Origin of the sequence: Bradyrhizobium sp. ORS 111, assembly GCF_045571485.1 — a bacterium.
Classification (GTDB): Bacteria; Pseudomonadota; Alphaproteobacteria; order Rhizobiales; family Xanthobacteraceae; genus Bradyrhizobium.
In genome coordinates this window covers 6030799-6052952 of sequence record NZ_CP120701.1, presented here as the reverse complement: position 1 = coordinate 6052952, position 22154 = coordinate 6030799, and the positions used below count along the sequence as shown (strand labels likewise).

Sequence of the window (22154 nt, the reverse complement as noted above, 5' to 3'; positions counted from 1 at the left end):
CGATCCCATCAGGCGCCTGAGACACCGGTTGCGTCGGAAACCGGCGCCTCAGCAGATCGATGCGTCGTGCCGCAACACGGGGATCTTCTGGAATGACGAATTTGCCGACTTGCTCGAAGTCTGGGCAGCCGAAGATGCATGGGACGAAATTCTGACTCTCCTGGAGGGGGGCAGCGGGCGAGTTCTGGATGTTGGCTGTGGCGTAGGAGTCGCCATGAGCCGCCTGGCGCGATTTCCCCGTTTGGAGGTTTATGGCTTCGATCTCTCTGACAAGCTGGTCAGACGTGCGATGCAGAGAGGTGTGCCAACCAATCGCCTCGCCGTCGCCAAAGCGACGTCGATGCCGTTTGCCGACCAGTCATTTGCGTGGGGCTACACGATCGGCATGCTGCACTATCTGACTGACGAGGAAATAGTCGGGGTGTTGAGGGAGTGCCGACGCGTTGTTGCAGGGCCGACATTTCATCAAATTCCCGTCAGTCGGCGCAGCCACGATATGGGTTGGATTAGTACGTTTCAGACGGTCCAAAACAATAGTTTGGCTTGGTGGAAGGCAAAGTTTCTGTCGGTCTATGCGCAGGTCGAGATTCGCGACTCGACATGGTCCGATGACCTCTCATTGGGCAAGTGGATGATTTGCAGTAACGCAACGTGAATACCAAAGCTAATTCTCTGGCTGGGCGTCGATGCGTCCATTAATACCTCTATACCAGCCTGATTTGTCCGGCAAAGAGCGTCAATATGTGCTGGAGTGCATCGATACCGCATGGATATCATCGCGAGGCGATTTCAAGGCGCGTTTCGAGAACGCGTTCGCGGACTATGTCGGCGTGCCGTATGCGGTTTCGGTAAACAACGGCACCACCGCGCTGCACCTCGCGCTGCACTGCCTCGGGATCGGCCCCGGGGATGAAGTCATCGTTCCAACGTTAACTTACATTGCCTCGGTCAACACGATCAAGCAAACCGGTGCCATACCGGTCTTTGCAGAAGTCAATCATGGTGATTGGGAGCTGGATCCCGCTGACATACGTCGTCGGGTCACGTCCAAGACGAAGGCAGTCATGGCGGTGCACCTGTATGGTGCCGTTTGTGACATGCACACCATCGGCGAGATAGCCCGTCAGCATAACCTGATGGTTATCGAGGACTGCGCCGAGGCCTTAGGATCGACTTTCGCTGGTCAACATGTCGGCAATTTTGGCGATGTCGCCTGCTTTAGTTTCTATGGAAACAAGACGCTGACGACCGGCGAAGGTGGTATGGTCGTCACGCGGAAGGCGAGCCTGGCCGAGAGGCTCCGTCTCGTCTGCAATCATGGCCAGTCACCAACCCGGCGTTATTGGCACATTGAGCTCGGTTTCAATTATCGAATGACGAACATCTGCGCTGCCTTGGGGTTGGCCCAGATCGAGCGTCTGCCGGCGACCGTGACGCGAAAGAGAGCGGTCGCCCAGCGTTATCGGCAGGCCCTTGCCGATAGCCGAGTGACCATGCAGCAACTGCATTCAGAGGCATGCAGCGGCGAATGGCTGATGAGCGTCCTGTTGCCGGCGGACGTGGATCGCGATTGCACGATGGAGGCGTTGGCCGGCGCTGGCATCGAGACGCGGCCTGTTTTCGCCTGCGCTCATGAAATGCCGATGTATTATCGGGAGCAGCACTTCCCGATCGCGGAAGAGATATCGCGGCGTGGCATCAGTTTGCCGAGTTTTCCCGCTTTAACCAACGACGAGATAACCTACATCGCGCGTAGGCTGACACAGCTGTTACTCCGAAACAGAGCGGTTGAGGTGATTGCGGAAGGATGAGGGTTGGGCTCATTGCAAAAGACGCGACCCCGACCGCTGGCGGCGGGTATACGTTCGTCCGGGAGGTTCTTGCCGCGTTGCTGCGGCAACAAGGGTCAACCTTGCACGAATTCGTCATCTGTCATCAGCGCAGCAACCACATCATCGCCGAGCTTGCCCGGGACGCGCCCGCAATCGACATCGACGCTAAACGCTCGAGCGTTATGAACCTGGACGAGCGGATCGTCAGCCTTCTTCCGTCTCGGGCGAGAAAGCTGGCCGGTTGGCTCCTGCGCGGGTCGGGTTCCCACCGCGTGGACGAACGCTTGTATCTGCGCGAGGGAATCGAGTTCCTGGTGCGCCTCGCTCCCTATGCCGACTTCATCGGAGACATTCCCTACGGCGTTGTCCTATGGGATCTGCAGTACCGACTGAATCCATGGTTCCCTGAAATCAGTTCCGGCGGGGAGTGGGAAAGGCGCGATGACGGGACTTCCAGCATGCTGCGCCGCGCCAGTGTGATCTACGTCGGAACGGAGGAGGGGCGACGACAGATCGAGTATTTCTATCAGGTTCCCTCCAACCGCATCGAAGTCCTGTCATCGCCCGCGCCCGAACTTGCGCTAGCCGCGGCGGACGTCCCGCCTGATTCGGACGTCGTCCGCAGACTCGGCGTCAAAGGTGAGTACCTGTTTTATCCGGCGCAGTTTTGGCCGCACAAGAATCATGTCGTCGTCCTTGAGGCCTGCCGGTTGATTCGGCAACAAACCGGCTGGGACCTCGGTGTGGTCTTTTCGGGCGGGGACAAGGGGAACCGGCAACACGTCGACGATTACGCGCGCCGCCTCGGCCTCGCTGAGAAGACGTTGTTCACCGGCTTCGTTGAGCAAGCGGAATTGATTCAGCTCTATAAAAACGCTTTCTGTCTAGTTTACCCGACGTTTTGTGGGCCGGAAGGACTGCCTCCGATGGAAGCCTTTGCACTAGGGTGCCCGGTCGTGGCTTCGGCAATTCCGGGCGCTTCCGAACAGTTGGGAAACGCAGCGCTCTTGCATCCGCCTACCGACGAGCAAGCCCTCGCCGATGCCATCATCTCGCTTCGGGACGCCGAGGTCAGGAATGCCTTGGTCGCCGCCGGACGGCGGCACGCGACACGGGCGCACTGGGACGACTACGCAAAGGGGATCGTCGCGAGCCTGGACAGGTTTGCCCGTATCCGCCGTTGCTGGGGTGCTCGCTGATTCGGCTAGTCCTGCCGGAAACTCGGCGTGACCGAGGTTTGGACGCAACGACTGAAGACAATGGCGGACGCTAGAGGAGCTTGCAAGATTTGCGGAGAGCGCGCAGATGCCTATGCCGAGGTGATCGTCCGCGGTCGCCATCCGTCTCAACTGTTCAGCTGTAACAGCTGCGGGTTCGTGTTCATTGACCCGGTCTATTGGCTGGAAGAAGCTTACGCGGCTCCCGAAACATCGCTGGATGTCGGTTCTGTTTCGCGCAACCTCGACGTCGCAGAGCTCCTCGCAAGGCTGCTCGGAAAAGTCACCACTCGTTCCGACTTGTTCGTCGATTTCGGTGGCGCACACGGGCTGCTTGTCCGTCTGATGCGGGACAAGGGCTATCACTTCCATTTATACGAGCCTGTCGCCGCTAATCTGTTTGCGACGTTTTGCGTAGCCGACCAAAAGGCGTTTCCAGCTTACCGCGCGTTGACTGCGATAGAGGTCTTTGAGCATCTGCCCGATCCGCGGCGCAGCGTCAGCGAGATGCTGGAGTGGAGCCGCTGCATTATCTTCACGACAGAACTTTGTCCGGAGGAGAGGCCGAAGCCGAGCAACTGGTGGTACTTCGCCCTCGAGGAGGGTCAGCACGTTAGTTTCTTCACGCAGAAAAGCCTGCAGGTGCTGGCGGGACGGTTGTCCCTGAGCTACTCCTCGCTCGGCGGAAGCTGGCACGTTTTGGCACCACGTGGCGACCCGATATCAATGATCGAAGCGACGACCCTTCGCGCACGATCCGTCTCTTTCGTCGGATTACCGCTGACGCGGTTTGTCCGCTGCGCCAGGCGCGCCTGGGGCGGGATGACGAGAACACAGCAACGTGAAAGCCTTACGTTGCGCGACCACGTCCAGGCGTCGTCGATTGTACTGGACCAGTTGCGAGGCCAGCAGACGGCTCGTCACCTCGACGAGGCGATGAAGCAAGCGCTTTAAGCGGATGCAATTCTGTTGCCAATGCCCGTTGCCAGCCGATTGACTTCAGATGGTAGCCCCAGGCGCTCCCGTGGCTCGCGAATGGTCGAAGCGATGAGGTGCCCCACGCTTGCAGAACTTCCTTGCCCGCCCCCGAACAGAACGGGTTGGCCGTGGACCGTCGAGACCTCGCCATTACCGGAGACCCGACCCGACGGCTCGGCGTGGCCGCGGATCTCTATCGTAACACCCAACTACAACTACGGCCATTTTCTCGAGGAGACGATCCGGTCGGTCCTTCTGCAAGGATATCCGAACCTTGAGTATATTGTCATCGACGGTGGTTCCACCGACCACAGTGTAGAAATCCTGAAGAAATATGAACCATGGCTCACACGCTGGACCAGCGAAAGGGATGAGGGCCAGGCGCACGCCATCAACAAGGGTCTTGCCTTGGTATCCGGGAGTTATGTCAACTGGTTGAACTCGGACGATAGCCTGCTCCCCCTCGCATTGCGTGTCGTCGCCGAAGTTGCTCTGCTGGAAGACAACGTCGATTTGATCTCCGGCGTGCGGGCGCTCGACGACATCGAAAACGGCTATCAGTTTGCGGAAAACTGGTGGGCAATGAACTGGATCGGGTACCTTGCTAACTATCCGTATTTTCCTCAAGACTCGACTTTCTTCAGCCGTTATCTCCTGGAACGGGCCACTCCTCTCGATCAGAGATTGAGCTACAATTTTGACGTCGCATTCCATTGCACGGCGCTGCGCAAAGCACGAAAAATCGTCCTTTGCGAGGCTCTCTTATCGAAGATGAAGACGTATTCGAATCAGCGGACCTTTCAATTTGACGCTCGCAAAGCTGCTGAACAGCAGATTCTGCAGAATGAATATCGTATCGGCCGCGGATTCGTGAAACGCCTGCTAAGGACGCGATTTCGGCACGCTGCTGCAGCGTTCATTCTGACTTGTCCAAGATTATTTGGAGTGCGACCAGATAGACTTATCCGCGTCGAGCGGAAAGCGGGGATTCAAAAATGGCAACGCGCCTCGTTGTAGATGCGGGCGGCACTGCCGTCGACAGAGGAACTGTGCTCGCCGGGACCTGCAAGAAAGTGGGGAGCCAGTGACTCGGGTTGATCCCTCGGTACATTGCCAGGCTGCTCGGAATGAACAGCGGGATGATATGCTGCCAGCTGGGAAGCCAATGAGATCCAACTTCGTGATCCTCGGTGCAGGCGCGGTCGTTATGGAATACTACGCCCCCGCCTTAGCTCGTCTGGGAGCGCTCGGTTCGACGACAGTCGTCGACATGAGCGCGGAAAACACGCGGCTCTTGCGGCAGAGTTTTCCCGAAGTTCACTGCGAATGCCGCCCGTATGTCAGCTTGGTCGACCTTCATTCGTTTTCGCAGAGAGACACAGCGGCGATCGTCGCCCTGCCGAACGCACACCATGTCGAGGCATCGTTATGGGCGCTCGAACGTGGTTTTCACGTTCTCTGCGAAAAGCCGGTTGCCTTGTCGGCGGCGGATTGCGGTCGCCTCGCATCGGCTGCGGTCGAGCGCGAGAGGCTGGTGAAGGTAGCAATGTCCCGGCGTTATTTGCCCTCTCTCATGACCGCAAGAGAGCTTGTCCGCACAGGGGAGCTGGGGTGCCCGCGAAAGGTTCGGATTATCGACAGAGGTCCGTTCCGCTGGCGGCCCACGTCATTCAGCTTCTTTGAGCCAGCCGGCGGCGGAGTGCTGGCGGATATGGGATCGCACTACCTGGATTTCTTGTTGAGCATTGTTCAGACCATGGAGCCGGTGAGATATGAAGACGATTGGCGAGGCGGAGTAGAAGCGGCGTGCAGGTATGAACTACGGGCGGGCGACGTTGCGATCTGCATGGATCTGTCGCGATTAGGCGGATCAACGGCCGAAGTGGCGATCGACTGCGAAAAAGCAACCATCCGCATCAGGAAGAGCGACGAGGCGGAAGTCCTAGTCGAGCCGCATCCTCATGGAAAGCCGCGCCGGATTGCCTTGCAAGCGCCGTTCTCAAAAAGTGACTGGCCGTTGAATTTCCATGGCAGCTTTTGCGAAATGCTGATCGACCTTGACCGCGCTATTGGTGGTCAATCCTCGGAAATCGCCGACATCAGAGATGCGGAAGCGACGACCCGTCTCATCGAGTGGGCATACCAGCGGCGCACGCTGCGGCCGCGTGGTCAAAGTGCCAATGGTGTGAAGACCGAGGCAGATTGCCTGATCACGGGGGCAACGGGATTCATCGGCGGACACCTTCTCGAACGACTACACTCTAGCCGGCAAGGCGCGATACGCGTAGCCGCCCGCTCGCCGGGTTCTTGCGCGAATGTCGCACGATACCCGGTCGAGATCGTTGCACCGAATCTCCTCTGCAAGGAAGAGGTCGAGGCAGCGGTGGCAGGAGCGCGGGTCGTATTTCATCTCGCTTATGGTCGCGATGGCCGCAATGCCTCTGACGTGACCATTCGCGGAACCGAGAATGTGGTGAATGCCGCGATCGCTCGCGGCGTCGAGGCCGTCGTCGTCTTGAGCACGATGTATGTCTTTGGGTTTCCAGCGAACTTGGAGACAGTCGATGAAGACTGTCCGTATCGGCCCTATGGCGGCGAATACGGGCTCAGCAAAGCCAGAATGGAGCGCTGGTGTTTGAAGCGCGCCGAGACGTCGGGAAAAACTAGGATCATCGTGCTCAATCCGACCTGCGTGTTTGGGCCGGGTGGAGCCGCCTACACTTCGTTACCCGTCGAGCTCGCCCGACAGGGCCAGTTCTGCTGGATCAACGGAGGCACGGGACTGTGCAACTATATCTTTGTCGAAAATCTCGTCGACGCGATTATTCTCGGCGCCGAAAATCCATCCTGCGCTGGCAAGCGTTTCATCGTCAATGACGGCGTCATTTCCTGGCGCGAATTCCTCGAACCCTTCCTCGCTCCGCTTCAGCGCAAGATACCCGCGTATACGAAGGCCGAACTCGACGCCATCCAGGATCACGGCCCCGCCTTTTCGGCCGTGGATGCGGTTCGCGCAATGGTCAAAAGCCCCGAAGTCAGACGGGTGTTGAAACGCAGCAGGCTCGTGAAGGCGCTCCATGGCATCGCCGAGTCAAGCGGACTGGACGTGCGCTTTAATCGCACCACTGCGCAGGCCCCATCCGCCAATGCGAGCTTGACGGGAGGAGGGGAAGGGTGCCCTCCGTCGTGGCTGAGCGACGTTTATAATTGCAGCCGCGTGCGCTTTGCGGCGAAACGCGCCGAGACCGTCCTCGGCTGGCGACCGAGAGTCCCGCTCGAAGCAGCTCGCGAAAAGACGCTGGCATGGCTCCGCGACGCGGACGTCTATCGGGACTCCGATCACTGATCGCGGCCGAGGCAGCCATGAGGCGAGTCTCTATCATCATTCCTTTCTTCAACCCGGGGCCGGTCCTGGAGGAATCGATACGGAGCGCCATTGCGCAAACCGGGGTGGATTGCGAGATCATTGCCGTCGACGATGGATCCACAGATGCGTCGCTCGCGATCGCCCGCCGATACCAATCCGATATCCGCGTGCTGACTGGTCCCAATCACGGCGTTTCAGCGGCGCGCAATCGCGGGATCCGTGAGACGGCCGGCGACTGGATAGTCTTCCTGGACGCGGACGATCTTTTGACGGCGGGAACATTGCAAAAGCGATTCGATGCGCTCGCTTCGGTCGCGGCCGACGTCGTCGTCTGCGACTGGCAAGAGTTCGTCGTCCGGGAGGGAACCGAAACCGATACCAAGATGAGGACGGCGGATATGGATGCCCTCGCCGCCGATGCCGAGATCGCTTGCGCCACGAGTTTCTGGGCGACCACCGCAGCGCTGATGTATCGCCGCGAGCTGGTCGAGAAGATTGGCGGCCTCCGGAACGATCTTCCGGTGATCCAGGATGCCCGCTTCCTCTTCGACGCCGCCCATCAGGGGGCGCGCTTTGTCCATTCCCCCCATGTGGGCGCACGCTATCGCGTGATGCCAGAGAGCCTGTCCCGACGCGATCCGGCGCGGTTCTGGCGCGACTGCCTGTTGAACGGCCAACAGATCGAGGTGCTCTGGCGGGCCCGCGCGCCGCTCACGTCCAAGCAGCGCATGGCGCTTTGCGACATCTACAATGGAGTGGCGCATGGCCTTTTCCGCGCGGGCGATCCGGCGTTCCGGCGCGCGCTCATCGCTTTACGTGCGGCGGATTTGCCTATCTCCCGGCGCAATCGAATATTGGAGCTGATGTCAGCAGTTGCGGGGCAGCCCAAGGCGGTGCGGCTGGCCGAGTTGTGGACGAGACAGCGGCGCACCTTGCGAAGGCTCGATCGATCGCGACTGAGCCTGCAAGAGCGTCGAACGAGCTAGCGGATTTCGGGTGTCGAGCTTCACACAGCCAACGGAACCGGGCCTGGATGCGGCGGTGCCGATCGACGTCCTCCACGTGCCCTACACCTATTTCCCAGATGCTGCCGGCGGTACTGAGATCTATGTAGCAGGTCTGGCCGCGGCGCTTCGGCATGAGGGCATGGAGAGCGCCGTCGCAGCGCCAGCGGAACGCGACTTTGCTTACGACCACGACGGGATCCGGGTTTATCGGCTTGCTGGCGAGTCCCTCCCTCAGCTCGAGCACGCTTATGGCCGCCCCGATCATCGCGTCGCCGAGTCATTTCGAGATCTGATCGCGCGCCTCAAGCCAAAGATCGTGCACCTGCATGCGCACACGGCGGGCGTGTCCGAGCAGCTGGTGGATATCTCGCATGAGGCTGGCGCCAAGGTCGTGTTCACCTATCACAGCCCGACGGTCAGCTGCGCCCGTGGCACGATGATCCGGCTGGGGCGATCACCATGCGACGGCAGACTGGAACGGCGCCGGTGCACCGCTTGCGTGTTGCAAAGACACGGCGTCGGACCGCTGGTTCGGGACATGATCGCGCATATGCCGCCTGCAATCGGCTGCCAACTTGGCCGAGCCGGGTTTGCCGGAAACATATTTACCGTGCTGCGGATGCCTTCCCTGATCGGCGCTCTCCATCACCGTTTCACAGAACTGATGCGCAAGGCCGATCTGATCGTGGCGGTCTGTGTCTGGGTGCAGGAGGCGCTGCGGCTCAATGGTGCGCCCGACGAAAAGCTCGTCTTGTGCCGGCAAGGACTGTCTCGGCCCAGTCACTTGCCGGTGCCGGTAGAACCCGATCGGAGGCGTAGCCAGGGCCCGCGACCGCTTCACCTCGGTTTCTTTGGTCGCGTCGATTCCACGAAGGGCCTCGACATTCTGATCGACGCACTGCGGCTTATCCCGCACGCGCCCGCGCGGCTCGACATCTACGGGATACGCCAGCCTGGATCGGAGGCCTACTTTCGCCGCTTACAGCAACTTGCGGCGCATGACTCACGCATCGCCTTCCGACCCGCGCTGCCGCCTGATGCGGTCGGCGAAAGCATGCGACGCTGTGATCTCGTTGGGGTGCCTTCACGCTGGCTCGAAACCGGCCCGCTTGTCGTGCTCGAGGCCTTCGACGCCGGCACACCTGTCCTGGGCGCCCGGCGCGGCGGCATCGCCGAGCTTGTGAGCGAGGGGCGCGACGGCATCCTGGTGTCGCCGGAGGACCCCGCTGCCTGGGCCGGCACAATAGCAGCGCTTGCCGAAGCGCCCCAACGCGTCGCATCGCTACGCGGCGGCATCCGGCCGCCGCGCAGCATGGACGACGTGGCGCAAGAGATGTCACGGCTCTATCGTCAATTGCTGGGCCATGCAGAAGGCTGATCTGCTGCGATGGAATGGTCGTGCGGCGCCTCGGGCGTTGTTCGTCCAGGCTACCGAGCCAGCCGCTTATCCGCCGTTGATCCACGCAGCGAGCCTTTTGGCCGAGGCAGGATGGGAGGTCGTCTTTCTGTCAGCGCCGATCGCCGGGAGCACATTGACATTACCGCGTCATCGGCGGATCTCCGCGTATGCAATCTCGCCGCGACCGTCCCATGTCATGAACAAGCGGTCGTATGCCGCCTACGCTGCCAAGGCGGCATGTCTCGCGCTCCAGCTGCAACCCGATGTCGTCTACGCATCCGATGTCCTTGGTGCGGGACCGGGACTGCTCGCAGCAAGGCTCGCCAACGCGCGGCTCGTGTATCACGAACATGACAGCCCGGCGCCGGGTACGCTTCCTCCCTGGGTGGCGCGACTCCGCGCCGCTGCGGCACGGCGAGCAGCGCTTGTGGTTTTCCCGAACGAGGCACGGGCGCGCATCGCCCAGAACGACCTCGGCTGTGCCGATGATCAGCTGCGGGTCGTGTGGAACGTGCCGCGTCGGAGCGAATTGCCGTCGATTACACCGGCGCCTCCAGACACGCCACTTCTTCTCTACTATCACGGCAGCATTACCCCGGATCGACTGCCGAAGGCCGTCATCGATTCCGTGCGGCAGCTGGCTGGACGCGCCCGGCTACGCCTGGTCGGCTATGAAGCTCCTGGTGCGCCGGGCTATGTGCGGCATCTGATCGAGCAGGGACGCGTGCGCGGCATCGAGCCGGTCATTGACTACGCTGGCGAGCTTCCCACTCGGTCGGATATCCTCGCTGCCGCCGCGCAAGCGCAGATCGGTCTTGCCCTTGTGCCCCATGACCACAGCGACCTTAACCTGCGCCACATGACCGGCGCTTCCAACAAGCCTTACGATTACATGGCGGCGGGCTTGGCACTGCTCGTCTCGGACCTTCCGGACTGGCGAGCGATGTTCATCACGCGCGGATATGGCCTCGGCTGCGATCCCACAGATCCGCAATCGATCGGATCGGCACTTCAATGGTTTATTGATCATCCTGTCGAGCGGCAGGCGATGGGGATGCGCGGGCGCTCGATGATCGAGCAGGCATGGAATTATGATACCGAATTTTCCTCGCTGCTCGCAGCTTTATCCGGCCGAGCGAGCCAGAACCTTTGACCAGCAAGCAGTTTGTCGCATCAGGTTCGACTGTGGCGATAGGTTCGACTGTGGCGATTTTCCGAGCTAGCCAGAATAATCAGATGTCGGCCAGGGCCGCCTTGCATTGTTCTTCTGCCTTAGCCTTACTATTCCCTATTCGAGATCGAATCCGGTGGATTGCGAAATGAGCGGCCCGCCCGACCAACCACCCTTTTCGAGAATCCGACGCCACCGAGACGGCTCATTCGATGCGCTGGAATTTAAACATCCAACAGGAGCGAGAAAGAAACTTAGAGTCGCGTTCATCAATACTCACCCAATCCAGTATTTCGCGCCCCTCTATGCCTATCTGAATCAGTCAGAGGATTTTACGGTTTCGGCCATTTATCTGTCAGACTACTCGATCCGAGGAGCTGTCGATGATGGGTTCGCGCACACCGTCAAATGGGATATCGATCTGCTTACGGGTTATAATGTCAGGTTTGTCCCCGGCGCTGACCGGCGTGGCGCGCCGACTGGCTTCTTGTCGATGGTTGTGCCCGAGTTGTGGCGCGAGGTGCGCAGCGGAGGTTTCAGCGCCGTGATCGTCCACGGCCACACCCCCGTCGCCACGCTGATAGCGGCGGCGGCCGCAAGAGCTGCACGCATTCCGGTTTTCATGCGCAGTGAAACCCATTTAGGGTTGCGTCGCTCCAGGGTCAAAAACATGCTGCGCAGACCCGTGATCGGGGCCTGTTATCGCTGGTTCGATGGGGTTTTGGCGATCGGCTCGGCTAACCATGACTTTTATCGCGCTATGGGCGTGCCCGAGCGCTGCATCTTCACGATGCCCTATACGGTCGATAATGATCGTTTCATCGCTGCCTCACATTTGTCGACTGTGGAGCGCGCAGAACTGCGCGCAGGGTTTGGCGTTACTGACGATCGTCCGGTGGTTCTTTTCGCCGCGAAGTTTCAGCACAGAAAGCGTCCCGATGACCTGCTTCGCGCAGCGTCCCGATTAAGGGACGAGAAGGCCGATTTTCATCTCCTGATGATCGGCTCAGGCGAGATGGAAACGGAATTACGCTTCTTGGCCCAGACGTTGTCCCTCGACAACATCCATTTTGCGGGGTTCGTGAACCAAGCGGCTCTGCCGCGCTACTACGCGGCCAGCGACATCTTCGTTCTGCCCTCCGAGAACGAGCCTTGGGGATTGGCGGTCAACGAAGCGATGTGCGCAGGTATGCCAATCGTCGCCTCATCTGAGATCGGCTGCGCGCGAGATCTGGTCCGCAATGGTGTTAATGGGCGTACTTTTGCTGCCGGCGACATTACTGGACTGGCCGATGCACTGATGCCGCTGATCGCTAACGCTGAAATGCGCCGGCTCATGGGACGAGCGAGCAAACGCCTGATCTCACGATGGAGTTACGCAGAGTGCGAAGTTGGGTTGCGACAAGCGCTGACGCGTATCGCGGCGCCGGCTGCATGGGCCACATGACTGCTCATCATGTGCCTACTCTGAATCGGTTATCGCCGGTGTCGACTCATGCTGTTGCGGGAACAAGCCTGGCGATCGTTGGAGCGTTCGATGGAACCCATATTGGCGCAAGCCTGATCCGTGCAGCGGCGAAACTTAAAATTCCGGCTGTGGCCCTCGACATGCGGGAAGCGATGCGTGGCAATCGCTTCTTGCGAGCCGCTCTATGGCGGCTCGCGGACCGCAGGCCGCCGCGGCTGAACCGGTTTGGCGCCGAGACGATAAAGCAGTGTAGGGATACACGCCCCCCGGTTCTGATCGCCACCGGCGCGGCGCCGTTGACCGCGCCGGTGGTTCGCCGCTTAAGGACCGCGGGCACACTCTGCATCAACTACTCGACCGACGATCCCTGGAACTCGGCGATGCGCTCGAATTGGTATCTGCGCGCGTTGCCGGAATACGACCTCGTCTTTACGACACGGACATCGAATATTGAGTGCTTGCGACGCATCGGCTGTCGTGACGTACGGTACCTGCCGTTTGCCTATGACGATGAGCTATTCAGGCCGCCGGCAACGGAAACCAGCGCTCACTCCGTCGACGTGCTGTTTGTCGGCGGTGCCGACCGCGACCGCATCGCCTTCATGAGCGAGTTTGCGGCGCTCTGCCCAGGCGTTGCGCTGGTGGGTGGTTATTGGGAGCGCTGTGCTGCAATGCGGGCATATGCGCTCGGCCACCAACCGCCGGAGGTCGTGTGTGCGCTGACTGCGGCGGCTAGGGTCAATCTCTGCCTCGTACGGCGCGCTAACCGCGACGGCCACGTCATGCGCAGCTTCGAGATCGCGGCAATAGGCGGCTGCATGCTTGTCGAGGATACCGCCGAACACCGCGAGTTGTTCGGCGCTGACGGTGAGGCAGTTCGCTATTTCCGCACCCCGGCCGATGCCGCCTGGTGCGCGTGGTCCCTTCTGGATGACGCCGCGGAGCGCCGGCGGATGTCAGCAGCCGTGTGCAAGCTCATTCACGACGGCGGGCATACCTATCGCGATCGGTTGCTCACCATGCTCGCGGCTGCAGGTCGCGGCTGGGAAACGGCGCCCTGAATGAAAGAACCCGCAATGAAGCGGCTTAGAATCGCGATCGCGACGGCGGGCCGATTTCACGTTCTCGATCTTGCGCGAGAATTGCATGCGCTTGGCCATCTCGTCCATTTCTATTCATACGTCCCGCGCGGCCGCGCGCGCGCGTTCGGACTTCCGGACGAGTGTCATGTTTCTCTTCTGCCCTTCGCGCTTCCCGCAGTTGTGTGGCAACTGCGCATGCCCCGGCTGCTTCCGCCACTGCGCGAGGCATCGCTTTATAAGCTGCTGAACTACGCGACGATCTTGCGGCTGCAGCCATGCGACATCTTTATCTGTATGTCGGGCATCTATCTGGAGGCTGCCCGCTTTGCGAAGCAGCGCTACGGCGCACGCATATGGCTTGAACGCGGCAGCCGCCATATCCTTTCGCAGGCTGAGATTCTCGCCGCGCTTCCTGGCGCCGAGCAGCCGAGCCGCCACGCCGTTCAGCGAGAGCTTGCAGGCTATCGGTTGGCGGATCGGATCGCAGTCCCCTCCGGCCAAGTTGCGGAAAGCTTCAGAGCGGATAAAGCAGCCCATTCAAAGCTGTTTCTCAATCCCTATGGGGTAGACTTGGATATGTTTCCGCTACGGACGCGGAAGTCACCCGGTGATCCGGTTTCGGTGCTTTATGTAGGCACATGGTCGCTTCAGAAAGGGTGCGACCTGCTGGTGAAGGCTATCGTCCAAGTCCCCGGGGTGCGCCTAACGCACGTTGGTACGATCGGCGACGTGAGCTTTCCGGACAACTCAGATCAATTCGTTCATGTCGATGCCGTGAACCAGCCAGCAGTAAGACACTTCTACGCGGGAGCCGACATTTTTGTTCTGGCGTCACGCCAGGATGGTTTCGGCATGGTATTGTCGCAGGCACTGGCGAGCGGTTTGCCCATAATCTGCACGGACCGAACGGGTGGAGCCGATCTCGCTCATGCTAAGTCGCTGGCGGCTCGCATTGTTGTAGTGCCGGCTGGCGATGTGAGCGCTCTCGCCAATGCCATAGCCGCTTGGCGGGATCGACTGCGGCTTGGCGAGATGCCACCGCTACCCAGCGAAGATGACCGAAAGACGCTGAGCTGGCGCGCTTACGGTTTGCGGTATAGCAACGAGCTGACGCGTCTGGCCTTGGGCGCCCGGTAATGGCCGAATTGCTGATCGTTTGGCTGTTTCTTTTGGTTGCCCTGGTCGCGATCGCAGTAGGTCCACCAGGCCGCGGCGGTGCGCTGACGCTCTCTTACTTTCTCGGGCTGTCGCTGATTCATGTCCCGGGCGTATTGCCATTTCTTGGATCAGTAGACCTCCTGTCGGACCGAGAGACGACCCAACTCGGGTTCGAACTGACTGTGGAAGGAGCGGGAGCGTTCGTCTGTGGCGCGATTGCGGCTCGGCTTATCGCTCCCGGTATGCGGAGCTGGCTGCATTCGGCCCGGGGTGGGCTCGCCGAAAGCCTCGAACAACTGGGATGGCGGTCGATATTGATCGGCGCCGTGGCGTATCTGGTCGTGATCCCGATATCTACGTACCTCCCTTCATCAACCGCGGTCGTCTCCACCTTTACCTCGCTGCTGGTCATCGGGTTTTGGCTGCGTCTCTACAGCTCTGCTATTGCCAACGATAATCGCCGCGCCTCGCGGACGCTAGCGCTTCTGCCGCTGTTGCCGGCAACAACGTTGATAAGCAACGGATTCTTGAGTTTCGGCGTATCCTGGGTGCTGTCGGTTCTGGCATTTCTATACGTCGTCAGCCGACGGCGACTATGGATTTACCTTGCCACGCCGATCGTCATCTTTCTGGCCTTGTCGCTGTTCGTAACCTACATGGGCGGGCGCGACGCGCTGCGCGAAGTCATGTGGTACAGGCAGTCGAGTGTTCTCGATCGATTTCAGCAAGCATCGCACCTTGTCACCGATTTTCAGCTGCTTGATCTGTCCTCGCCGGAGCACGTCGCCGCGATCGATGCCCGCCTCAATCAGAACTACCTCGTTGGTGCGGCGATCCAGTACCACCAAGCGGGCCGATACGAATTCGCCTATGGCGGCACGATTCCATATTGGGCGCTTATTCCGCGCGCGCTCTGGCCGTACAAGCCGGAGGTCGGTGGCGGCGGCACCGCGGTCACCGACTATACCGGCATCGAGTTTGCCGAAGGAACCAGCGTTGGGACCGGCCCGCTATTTGAGTTCTACGTCAATTTCGGCACGGCGGGCGTCCTGATCGGTCTCGCCGGCTTTGGCTTCCTGCTGATGCAACTCGACCACCGGATTATGAGGGCATTGGCGAGGGGCGATGGTCGTCGCCTGCTGCTGAATGGAATGCCCGGGATTACCTTGCTGCAGCCGGGAGGTAATTTTTTGGAGATCATGGTGGGTGTGGTCGGAGCACTTGTCGCCGCCCGTGTGCTTCTCCAATTCCGTGTGTTCCACCTCACGCCCGCCTCGCATGCAGCCGCACGGTTAGCGGCCCCTTTCGGTGCAGCGAAAGGTGCGCCGCGGCTCAGATCGCCATGAACATCGCAGAGCTTTCCTTTGCGCGAGCCGTGAATGACCAAAGGAGCAGCGGTCGCGCCGTCGTCCATGTCATCGCGGGCCTTGCCCGCAACTATGGTGGCCCAGCCTACAGCGTGCCACGGCTATGTGAAGCGCTCGCGGCGTGTGGTGTCGACCTGGCATTACTGTCGGTTAGTGCGAGCGGCGAGAGACCGTGCAACCCTGGAAGTCGGGGATATCGCGATCTGCGGTTTCCACAGGATCATCGGGGGGTGCCTCTGCTGGGCGCAATGCGCTTGTCGCGCGGTCTAGCGGGTGCATTGCGACAAGCGATCGGCACGGCTGATATTGTCCATAATCATGGACTTTGGCTGATGCCGAACGTCCAGGCGGGACGGCTGGCGGCGCGCGCGAACAAGCCGTTCGTCCTGTCGCCGCGTGGCATGCTGGCGCCGGCGGCGCTCGCATTTTCGCAGATCAAGAAGCGAGTCTTCTGGCATGTCCTGCAGGATTGGACGGTACGCCGGGCGGCTTGTCTGCATGCGACCAGCGAGACCGAGTATGCGGAAATCCGGGCGTTCGGCCTGGGCAATCCGATTGCGATAATCCCGAACGGCATCGATGTTCCCGAGCCGGTCTCGATGCGCCCTACCGCCGAGCGCGTAGTCCTGTCGCTTGGCCGCATACACCCGAAAAAAGGTCTCAACCGTCTCTTGGCGGCGTGGGCAAAAGTCGAGCCCATGCATCCCGAGTGGCGTCTAAGGATCGTCGGACCTAGTGAAAACGGGCACGACGCGGAACTCGCAGCTCTGGCGGCGCTGCTGGACGTCAGGCGCGTCTCGATCGAGGGACCGCTGTACGACGAGGCCAAGCAGAACGCTTTTTCGGAAGCCGATCTCTTCGTCATGCCGAGCCTTAATGAAAATTTCGGGCTCACGGTTGCTGAAGCGCTGGCGGCCGGCATTCCGGCGATCGTAAGCAAGGGCGCTCCCTGGCGCGGATTGGAAGTCGAAGGCTGCGGCTGGTGGGTAGAGCAGGGCGCTGACGCACTCGCGGAGGCCTTGGCCAAGGCAATGGCGAAGCCACGCGAAGCGTTACAGACGATGGGAATGAGAGGTCGCGCCTGGATGGTGCGTGACTTCTCGTGGGAACGGGTGGCGCGCGATATGTCCGAGGTCTATCGATGGGTTTCTTCTGTTGGCGAACGGCCTTCCAACGTCAGAGTGGACTGAGGCTTGTCTCACTTAAAGCGCTTGCTCCCCGCAGGCAATAGTCCGGCAATTGACGTGATGCTCGAACAGATCACGCCCTTGATCATCACCTTTAACGAAGCCCCGAACATCGCTCGCGCGCTCGCGAAGCTGGCTTGGGCAAGGCGCATCGTCGTCATAGACAGCGGCAGCACCGACGGCACCTTGGAGCTCCTGAAACAATATCCTCAGGTTGAGGTGCTGCACCATGCATTCGAGAATTTTGCAGTTCAGTGGAATTTCGGTCTTGAGCAAATCACGAGCGAGTGGGCGCTTTCGCTGGATGCCGATTACGAGATCAGCGATGCCTTGACCGAGGAATTAACGTCACTAGCGCCGGCCGAGGTCATAGCGGGCTTTGCCGCGCCGTTTATCTACCGCATCAACGGCAAAGCACTTCGAGGATCGCTCTATCCCCGACGCACGGTCCTCTTCAGAACAGATCGGGCGCGATACAAGATGGACGGGCATACCCAGCGCCTCGCCATCGAAGGGGAGGTTCGGCCCCTGAGAGGTGCCATCTACCATGATGATCGGAAACCGTTGGCGCGCTGGTTCGCCTCGCAACAGCGGTATGCTCGCGATGAGGCACAGCATTTGTTACGTAGCGGTAGCAACAATCTGGGCGGATTGGATCGGATCCGGCTTATCGGTTGGCCTGCACCAATCCTGGTCTTCCTCTATACGCTCCTTTTCAAAGGTTGTTTGCTGGATGGCTGGTGCGGTTGGTTTTATGCGCTGCAACGTCTGTTCGCGGAAACGATGCTCGCGCTTGAAGTCAATGATCATCGCTTACGAGCAGACGATCCTTCGCGCGCTGGGTTGCCGCCCTGGCGTTGAATAATCGCTCCCGAGGCAAGGACCCCCGATGAGCGTGGGTTTTTCCGCTCTAACTTCCACGATCGCCTCCGCTCCACATTCCTCTATCCTGATTACGCCGGACATCTGCGATGAAGACCATACCAAAGCCGTCGACCATCATCCTCGGTATCAATGCGCATCACGCCGATTCTTCAGCGTGCTTAGTTCGTGACGGCCACGTTGTCGCTGCGGCCGAGGAAGAGCGCTTCCGGCGCATCAAGCATTGGGCCGGATTTCCTTCCGAAGCCATCCGTTATTGTCTCGGCGAAGCCAAGGTGTCGCTGTCCGAGATCGATTATGTTGCCGTCAATCAGAATAGCCGTGACAATCTGATCCGAAAAATCGTTTATCTTCTTGCACGCCGGCCTTCTGTCAGTCTGGTATTATCCAAACTGCGAAATCGACGATCCCGCGCTGGCGTCGAAATGCTTCTGCGGCGAATGTCCCTCGCCGGATCGTTTCGCGGAGAGGTGGTTTATGTTGAGCACCATGAGGCGCACCTTTCTTCCGCATTTCACATGTCCCCCTTCGAAGAGGGGGTGGCAGTCTCCGTTGACGGCTTCGGAGACTTCGCGAGTGCGGCATGGGGGAGCGGGCGGAATACAACGCTTTCAATTGATGGGCGCGTATACTTTCCCCATTCACTCGGCGTCTTCTATCAGGCAATCACGCAACATCTCGGGTTTCCCCATTATGGCGACGAATACAAGGTCATGGGCTTGGCACCCTACGGCAAACCTCGCTATCTGGATACCATGCGGCAGATCGTTCGCACGAAAAAGGATGGAACCTACACACTCGATTTGAGCTTCTTTCGCCATCACCGGGACGAGGTGACGTTGCAATGGACTGATGGTCCGCCTATTCCCGGCGAAATGTTTTCGCCAAAACTCGAGACGTTGCTGGGACCGCGTCGCAGGTGCGATGAACCGCTCGTCGATCGGCATTCCGACATCGCAAGTTCGGTGCAAGCCATGTACGAAGAGGCCTTTTTCCATCTTCTCAACATGCTGCACGCCAGATACCGGATATCCAATCTTGCGCTTGCTGGCGGGTGCGCCATGAATTCCGTGGCCAACGGCAAGATTCGGCAGTTCACGCCGTTTCGCCGGGTCTATGTCCAGGCTGCAGCCGGTGACGCCGGCGGCGCGATCGGCGCGGCGTTTGTGCAATGGCACAGGCTGGGCGGCGGCCGCGACTTCGTCATGAATCATGCATATCTGGGGCCTCAATACTCGGCGCCAGAAATCGCCCGTCTGCTCGACGAACGTCGGGGGGAGATCGACGCAGCTGGCTGCGCCGTCGAAAACATTCATGATGAAAAAGAGTTGTGCTCGCGCGTTGCAAAGGTTGTCGCTGAAGGCAAGGTTATTGGTTGGTTTCAGGGGCGTATGGAATGGGGACCGCGGGCGCTGGGCAATCGCTCGATTATCTGTGACCCACGGCGCGCGGATATGAAGACGATCCTGAATGCGAAGATAAAGCGTCGCGAATCCTTTCGACCGTTCGCGCCATCCATCCTGGCCGACGCGGTTTCGGAGTGGTTCGAAGACGACGATGCAGTCCCCTTCATGATGCAGGTGTTCCAAGTCCGAAAAGAAAAGCGGTTGCTGATCCCCGCGGTCACTCACGTCGACGGCTCCGGCCGACTGCAAACGGTCTCCCGCGAGGCCAACCCGCGCTACTACGCGCTTATCGAAGCGTTTCGCGACATCAGTGGAATACCCATCGTACTCAATACGTCTTTCAACGAGAATGAACCTATTGTGTGCCGCCCGGATGAAGCACTCGATTGCTTCCTCAGGACTAAAATGGACGTCCTCGTTCTCGGAACAACTTATATCCAACGATAGAGACGTTCACCGGGAAGCGGCGCCGAGTTTCTCGAGATTTAACGGCATCGCCTTTGGCGACTTGGCAGTGCTCATCTCTCGATGCTCGGCGGGAACCGGCCCGTGTAGAACATCCGCCTTCCTCAAACGGGTGACGGAGCCAATCCGGTGTTCCTCGTATTAGTCAGCTCAGTCACTCGAGCCAAACCGTCAACATCTTCTAGAGGACTTATTCGTGGCGCAACAACCTATAACGTTTCGATTGGGACATTCTTAGATGACCGAGCGAAGGAGATGCCTGATTACTGGAATCGCCGGACAAGACGGAGCCTATCTTGCCGAATACTTGTTGCGGAAGGGCTATATCGTGCATGGCGTCAAACGCCGCGCATCGTCCTTCAATACGGCTCGTATTGATCGCCTTTATCAGGATCCGCACGAGCCGGATGCTCGCTTCTTTCTGCACTACGGAGACTTGACGGACTCGACCACGTTGATCCGGATAGTCCAGGAAACCGCTCCACACGAGATCTACAATCTCGGCGCTCAGAGCCATGTTCAGGTGAGCTTCGATAACCCAGAATACACCGCCAACGCAGACGCGCTCGGTACACTTCGCCTCCTGGAGGCGATTCGCATTCTCGGTTTGATTGAACATACTCGCTTCTACCAGGCCTCGACCTCCGAAATGTATGGGAAAGCGCAAGCCGTGCCACAAAACGAGGCGACGCCGTTCTACCCCCGTAGCCCCTATGGCGCCGCCAAGCTTTACGCCTTCTGGATCACCGTGAATTACCGTGAGGCGTACGGAATGTTCGCCGCGAACGGTATTCTCTTCAATCACGAGAGTCCGCTCCGCGGGGAGACGTTCGTCAGCCGGAAGGTCACGCGAGCCGTGGCCGCGATCCACCACGGTTTCCAGGATCGCATCTATATCGGTAACCTGGACGCAAAGCGTGACTGGGGGCACGCGCGCGACTACGTCGATGGCATGTGGCGGATCCTGCAGCATCCTGAGCCGGACGATTTCGTTCTTGCCACGGGGGAGACCCACACCGTCCGCGAACTGATCGAGATCGCGTTCGGTGTTGTTGGCCGAACGATCGAATGGCGGGGCAAGGGCCGCGACGAAATTGGAGTCGATGTCCGCTCCGGAAAGACGCTGGTAAGTATCGACCCCCGCTATTTCCGGCCGGCTGAAGTAGACCTTCTTCTCGGTGACCCCAGCAAGGCTCGTGCGACGCTCGGATGGTCGCACACCACGAGCTTCAGGGACCTGATCACCGAGATGGTTAGAAGCGATCTGGAGGTTGTGCTCGACGAGCGGCATCGCCGTGACCGCTATGGCTAACGCCATATCGATCTATCAGTGCCGTCGTAAAGCGCGACTTTAAGTCTTGGAGGGTTGTTTCTTCCGCACAGGCATCTACGCCCATCCGCGCCAGCGGTAGACGACCAGCCCTAGCCACTCCTTGGCCGCGGCGGTTGTTGCGGCGAGAGCTCCGGCGTCTGGGATGAAGTCGAAAATACTCTTCGCGGTTGGCTGTTGCGCACGAAAGTCTGTTGGCCAAGGCTCGACGTCGAGCCCTGCTGCGCGGAATGTCGCGAGTGCGCGCGGCATGTGCATCGCCGACGTGACGAGCAGTCCTGACTGGATACCCTTCTCGCGCCAGATCACCGCGGTGTTGCGCGCATTCTCATGGGTGTTGCGGCTTTCGCCCTCGATCAGAAGGGCCGCGCGCGGGACGCCCAGCTGTTGCAACACTTCAGCTGCCAGCTCAGCCTCGGGTCGCGGCAATTGTTCCCAAGGCAGGTTACCGCCGCTGATCAGGATTAGTTTTCCTTTGCCTGCCCGCCACAGGCTGTAAGCCGCGAAGAGGCGGGCGGCGGCGGGGCCGAATTCTGGCTCGCTCAGTCGCGCCCGGGGCTTCGCTATTCCCCCGCCGAGGACGATGATCGCGTCCGCTGGCTGCGCAGTTGCGATAGGGCGGGGTGAATTCTGGTCTTCGAGAGGAGTGGTGATGAGGTCGGCGATCCCGGGCATGGATGAGACCCAGAGACCGACAACCGCAATCGTCAAGAACATCCGCGCGGCAACAGGGCGACAAGCGATCAATAGCGCCAATGCGACTAGAGAGACGGCAAGCGCCAGTCCAAGCGGGAAGACGAAAGTCGGCAGAAGCTTCTCGATATAAAGGAACACCGCC

Annotated in this window: 18 protein-coding genes; 17 read left to right on the top strand and 1 reads right to left on the bottom strand. The window is 59.9% G+C overall.

All coding sequences use genetic code 11. The annotated features are described in order from the left end of the window. Positions 1 to 28: 28 nt before the first annotated feature. The 17 genes from P6U30_RS27835 (at position 29) to gmd (ending at position 21298) form a co-directional block, all read left to right on the top strand. Positions 29 to 655 carry a class I SAM-dependent methyltransferase gene (locus P6U30_RS27835; protein WP_407166051.1) on the top strand — a complete coding sequence of 209 codons (627 nt, stop codon included), beginning with the start codon at positions 29 to 31 and terminating at the stop codon, positions 653 to 655. 31 nt (positions 656 to 686) lie between these two features. After that, the gene (locus P6U30_RS27830) at positions 687 to 1811 is read left to right on the top strand and encodes a DegT/DnrJ/EryC1/StrS family aminotransferase (protein ID WP_407166050.1); all 1125 of its coding nucleotides are present in this window, start codon (positions 687 to 689) and stop codon (positions 1809 to 1811) included. A gap of 101 nt (positions 1812 to 1912) precedes the next feature. Further along, complete coding sequence (locus P6U30_RS27825) at positions 1913 to 3031, top strand: glycosyltransferase family 4 protein (protein WP_407166049.1); 1119 nt, start codon at positions 1913 to 1915, stop codon at positions 3029 to 3031. A gap of 27 nt (positions 3032 to 3058) precedes the next feature. Next, positions 3059 to 4003 (top strand): class I SAM-dependent methyltransferase, encoded by a 945-nt coding sequence (locus P6U30_RS27820; RefSeq protein ID WP_407166048.1) that lies wholly within the window; start codon positions 3059 to 3061, stop codon positions 4001 to 4003. An 81-nt stretch (positions 4004 to 4084) separates the two neighbouring features. Continuing rightward, complete coding sequence (locus tag P6U30_RS27815) at positions 4085 to 5044, top strand: glycosyltransferase family 2 protein (protein WP_407166047.1); 960 nt, start codon at positions 4085 to 4087, stop codon at positions 5042 to 5044. A 148-nt stretch (positions 5045 to 5192) separates the two neighbouring features. After that, positions 5193 to 7373 carry an NAD-dependent epimerase/dehydratase family protein gene (locus P6U30_RS27810; RefSeq protein WP_407166046.1) on the top strand — a complete coding sequence of 727 codons (2181 nt, stop codon included), beginning with the start codon at positions 5193 to 5195 and terminating at the stop codon, positions 7371 to 7373. Positions 7374 to 7390: 17 nt separating this feature from the next. Further along, positions 7391 to 8380 carry a glycosyltransferase family 2 protein gene (locus tag P6U30_RS27805; protein ID WP_407166045.1) on the top strand — a complete coding sequence of 330 codons (990 nt, stop codon included), beginning with the start codon at positions 7391 to 7393 and terminating at the stop codon, positions 8378 to 8380. 55 nt (positions 8381 to 8435) lie between these two features. Then, positions 8436 to 9779: a glycosyltransferase gene (locus tag P6U30_RS27800; protein WP_407166044.1), complete on the top strand. Its 1344-nt coding sequence runs from the start codon at positions 8436 to 8438 to the stop codon at positions 9777 to 9779. Next, on the top strand, positions 9766 to 10953 hold the full coding sequence (locus P6U30_RS27795; protein WP_407166043.1) for a glycosyltransferase: 1188 nt from the start codon (positions 9766 to 9768) through the stop codon (positions 10951 to 10953). Before P6U30_RS27800 ends, P6U30_RS27795 begins: the two co-directional genes overlap by 14 nt. Before the next feature lie 166 nt (positions 10954 to 11119). Further along, positions 11120 to 12418 carry a glycosyltransferase family 4 protein gene (locus tag P6U30_RS27790; RefSeq protein WP_407166042.1) on the top strand — a complete coding sequence of 433 codons (1299 nt, stop codon included), beginning with the start codon at positions 11120 to 11122 and terminating at the stop codon, positions 12416 to 12418. Further along, entirely contained in the window at positions 12415 to 13500 is a 1086-nt protein-coding gene (locus tag P6U30_RS27785) for a glycosyltransferase (RefSeq protein ID WP_407166041.1), read from the top strand. Before P6U30_RS27790 ends, P6U30_RS27785 begins: the two co-directional genes overlap by 4 nt. Then, positions 13501 to 14658 (top strand): glycosyltransferase family 4 protein, encoded by a 1158-nt coding sequence (locus P6U30_RS27780; RefSeq protein ID WP_407166040.1) that lies wholly within the window; start codon positions 13501 to 13503, stop codon positions 14656 to 14658. Beyond that, a complete protein-coding gene (locus P6U30_RS27775; RefSeq protein WP_407166039.1) occupies positions 14658 to 16025 on the top strand; it encodes a hypothetical protein in 1368 nt (455 codons plus the stop codon). The genes P6U30_RS27780 and P6U30_RS27775 overlap by 1 nt, the downstream gene beginning before the upstream one ends. After that, on the top strand, positions 16022 to 17236 hold the full coding sequence (locus P6U30_RS27770; protein ID WP_407166038.1) for a glycosyltransferase: 1215 nt from the start codon (positions 16022 to 16024) through the stop codon (positions 17234 to 17236). The genes P6U30_RS27775 and P6U30_RS27770 overlap by 4 nt, the downstream gene beginning before the upstream one ends. A gap of 57 nt (positions 17237 to 17293) precedes the next feature. After that, the gene (locus tag P6U30_RS27765; RefSeq protein WP_407166037.1) at positions 17294 to 18094 is read left to right on the top strand and encodes a glycosyltransferase family 2 protein; all 801 of its coding nucleotides are present in this window, start codon (positions 17294 to 17296) and stop codon (positions 18092 to 18094) included. A 110-nt stretch (positions 18095 to 18204) separates the two neighbouring features. After that, entirely contained in the window at positions 18205 to 19968 is a 1764-nt protein-coding gene (locus P6U30_RS27760; RefSeq protein ID WP_407166036.1) for a carbamoyltransferase, read from the top strand. Positions 19969 to 20224: 256 nt separating this feature from the next. Next, complete coding sequence (gene gmd / locus P6U30_RS27755; protein ID WP_407166035.1) at positions 20225 to 21298, top strand: GDP-mannose 4,6-dehydratase; 1074 nt, start codon at positions 20225 to 20227, stop codon at positions 21296 to 21298. A gap of 75 nt (positions 21299 to 21373) precedes the next feature. Here the strand turns inward: gmd and P6U30_RS27750 are convergent, their stop codons facing one another. Continuing rightward, positions 21374 to 22150 (bottom strand): YdcF family protein, encoded by a 777-nt coding sequence (locus P6U30_RS27750; RefSeq protein ID WP_407166034.1) that lies wholly within the window; start codon positions 22148 to 22150, stop codon positions 21374 to 21376. Positions 22151 to 22154 lie beyond the last annotated feature (4 nt).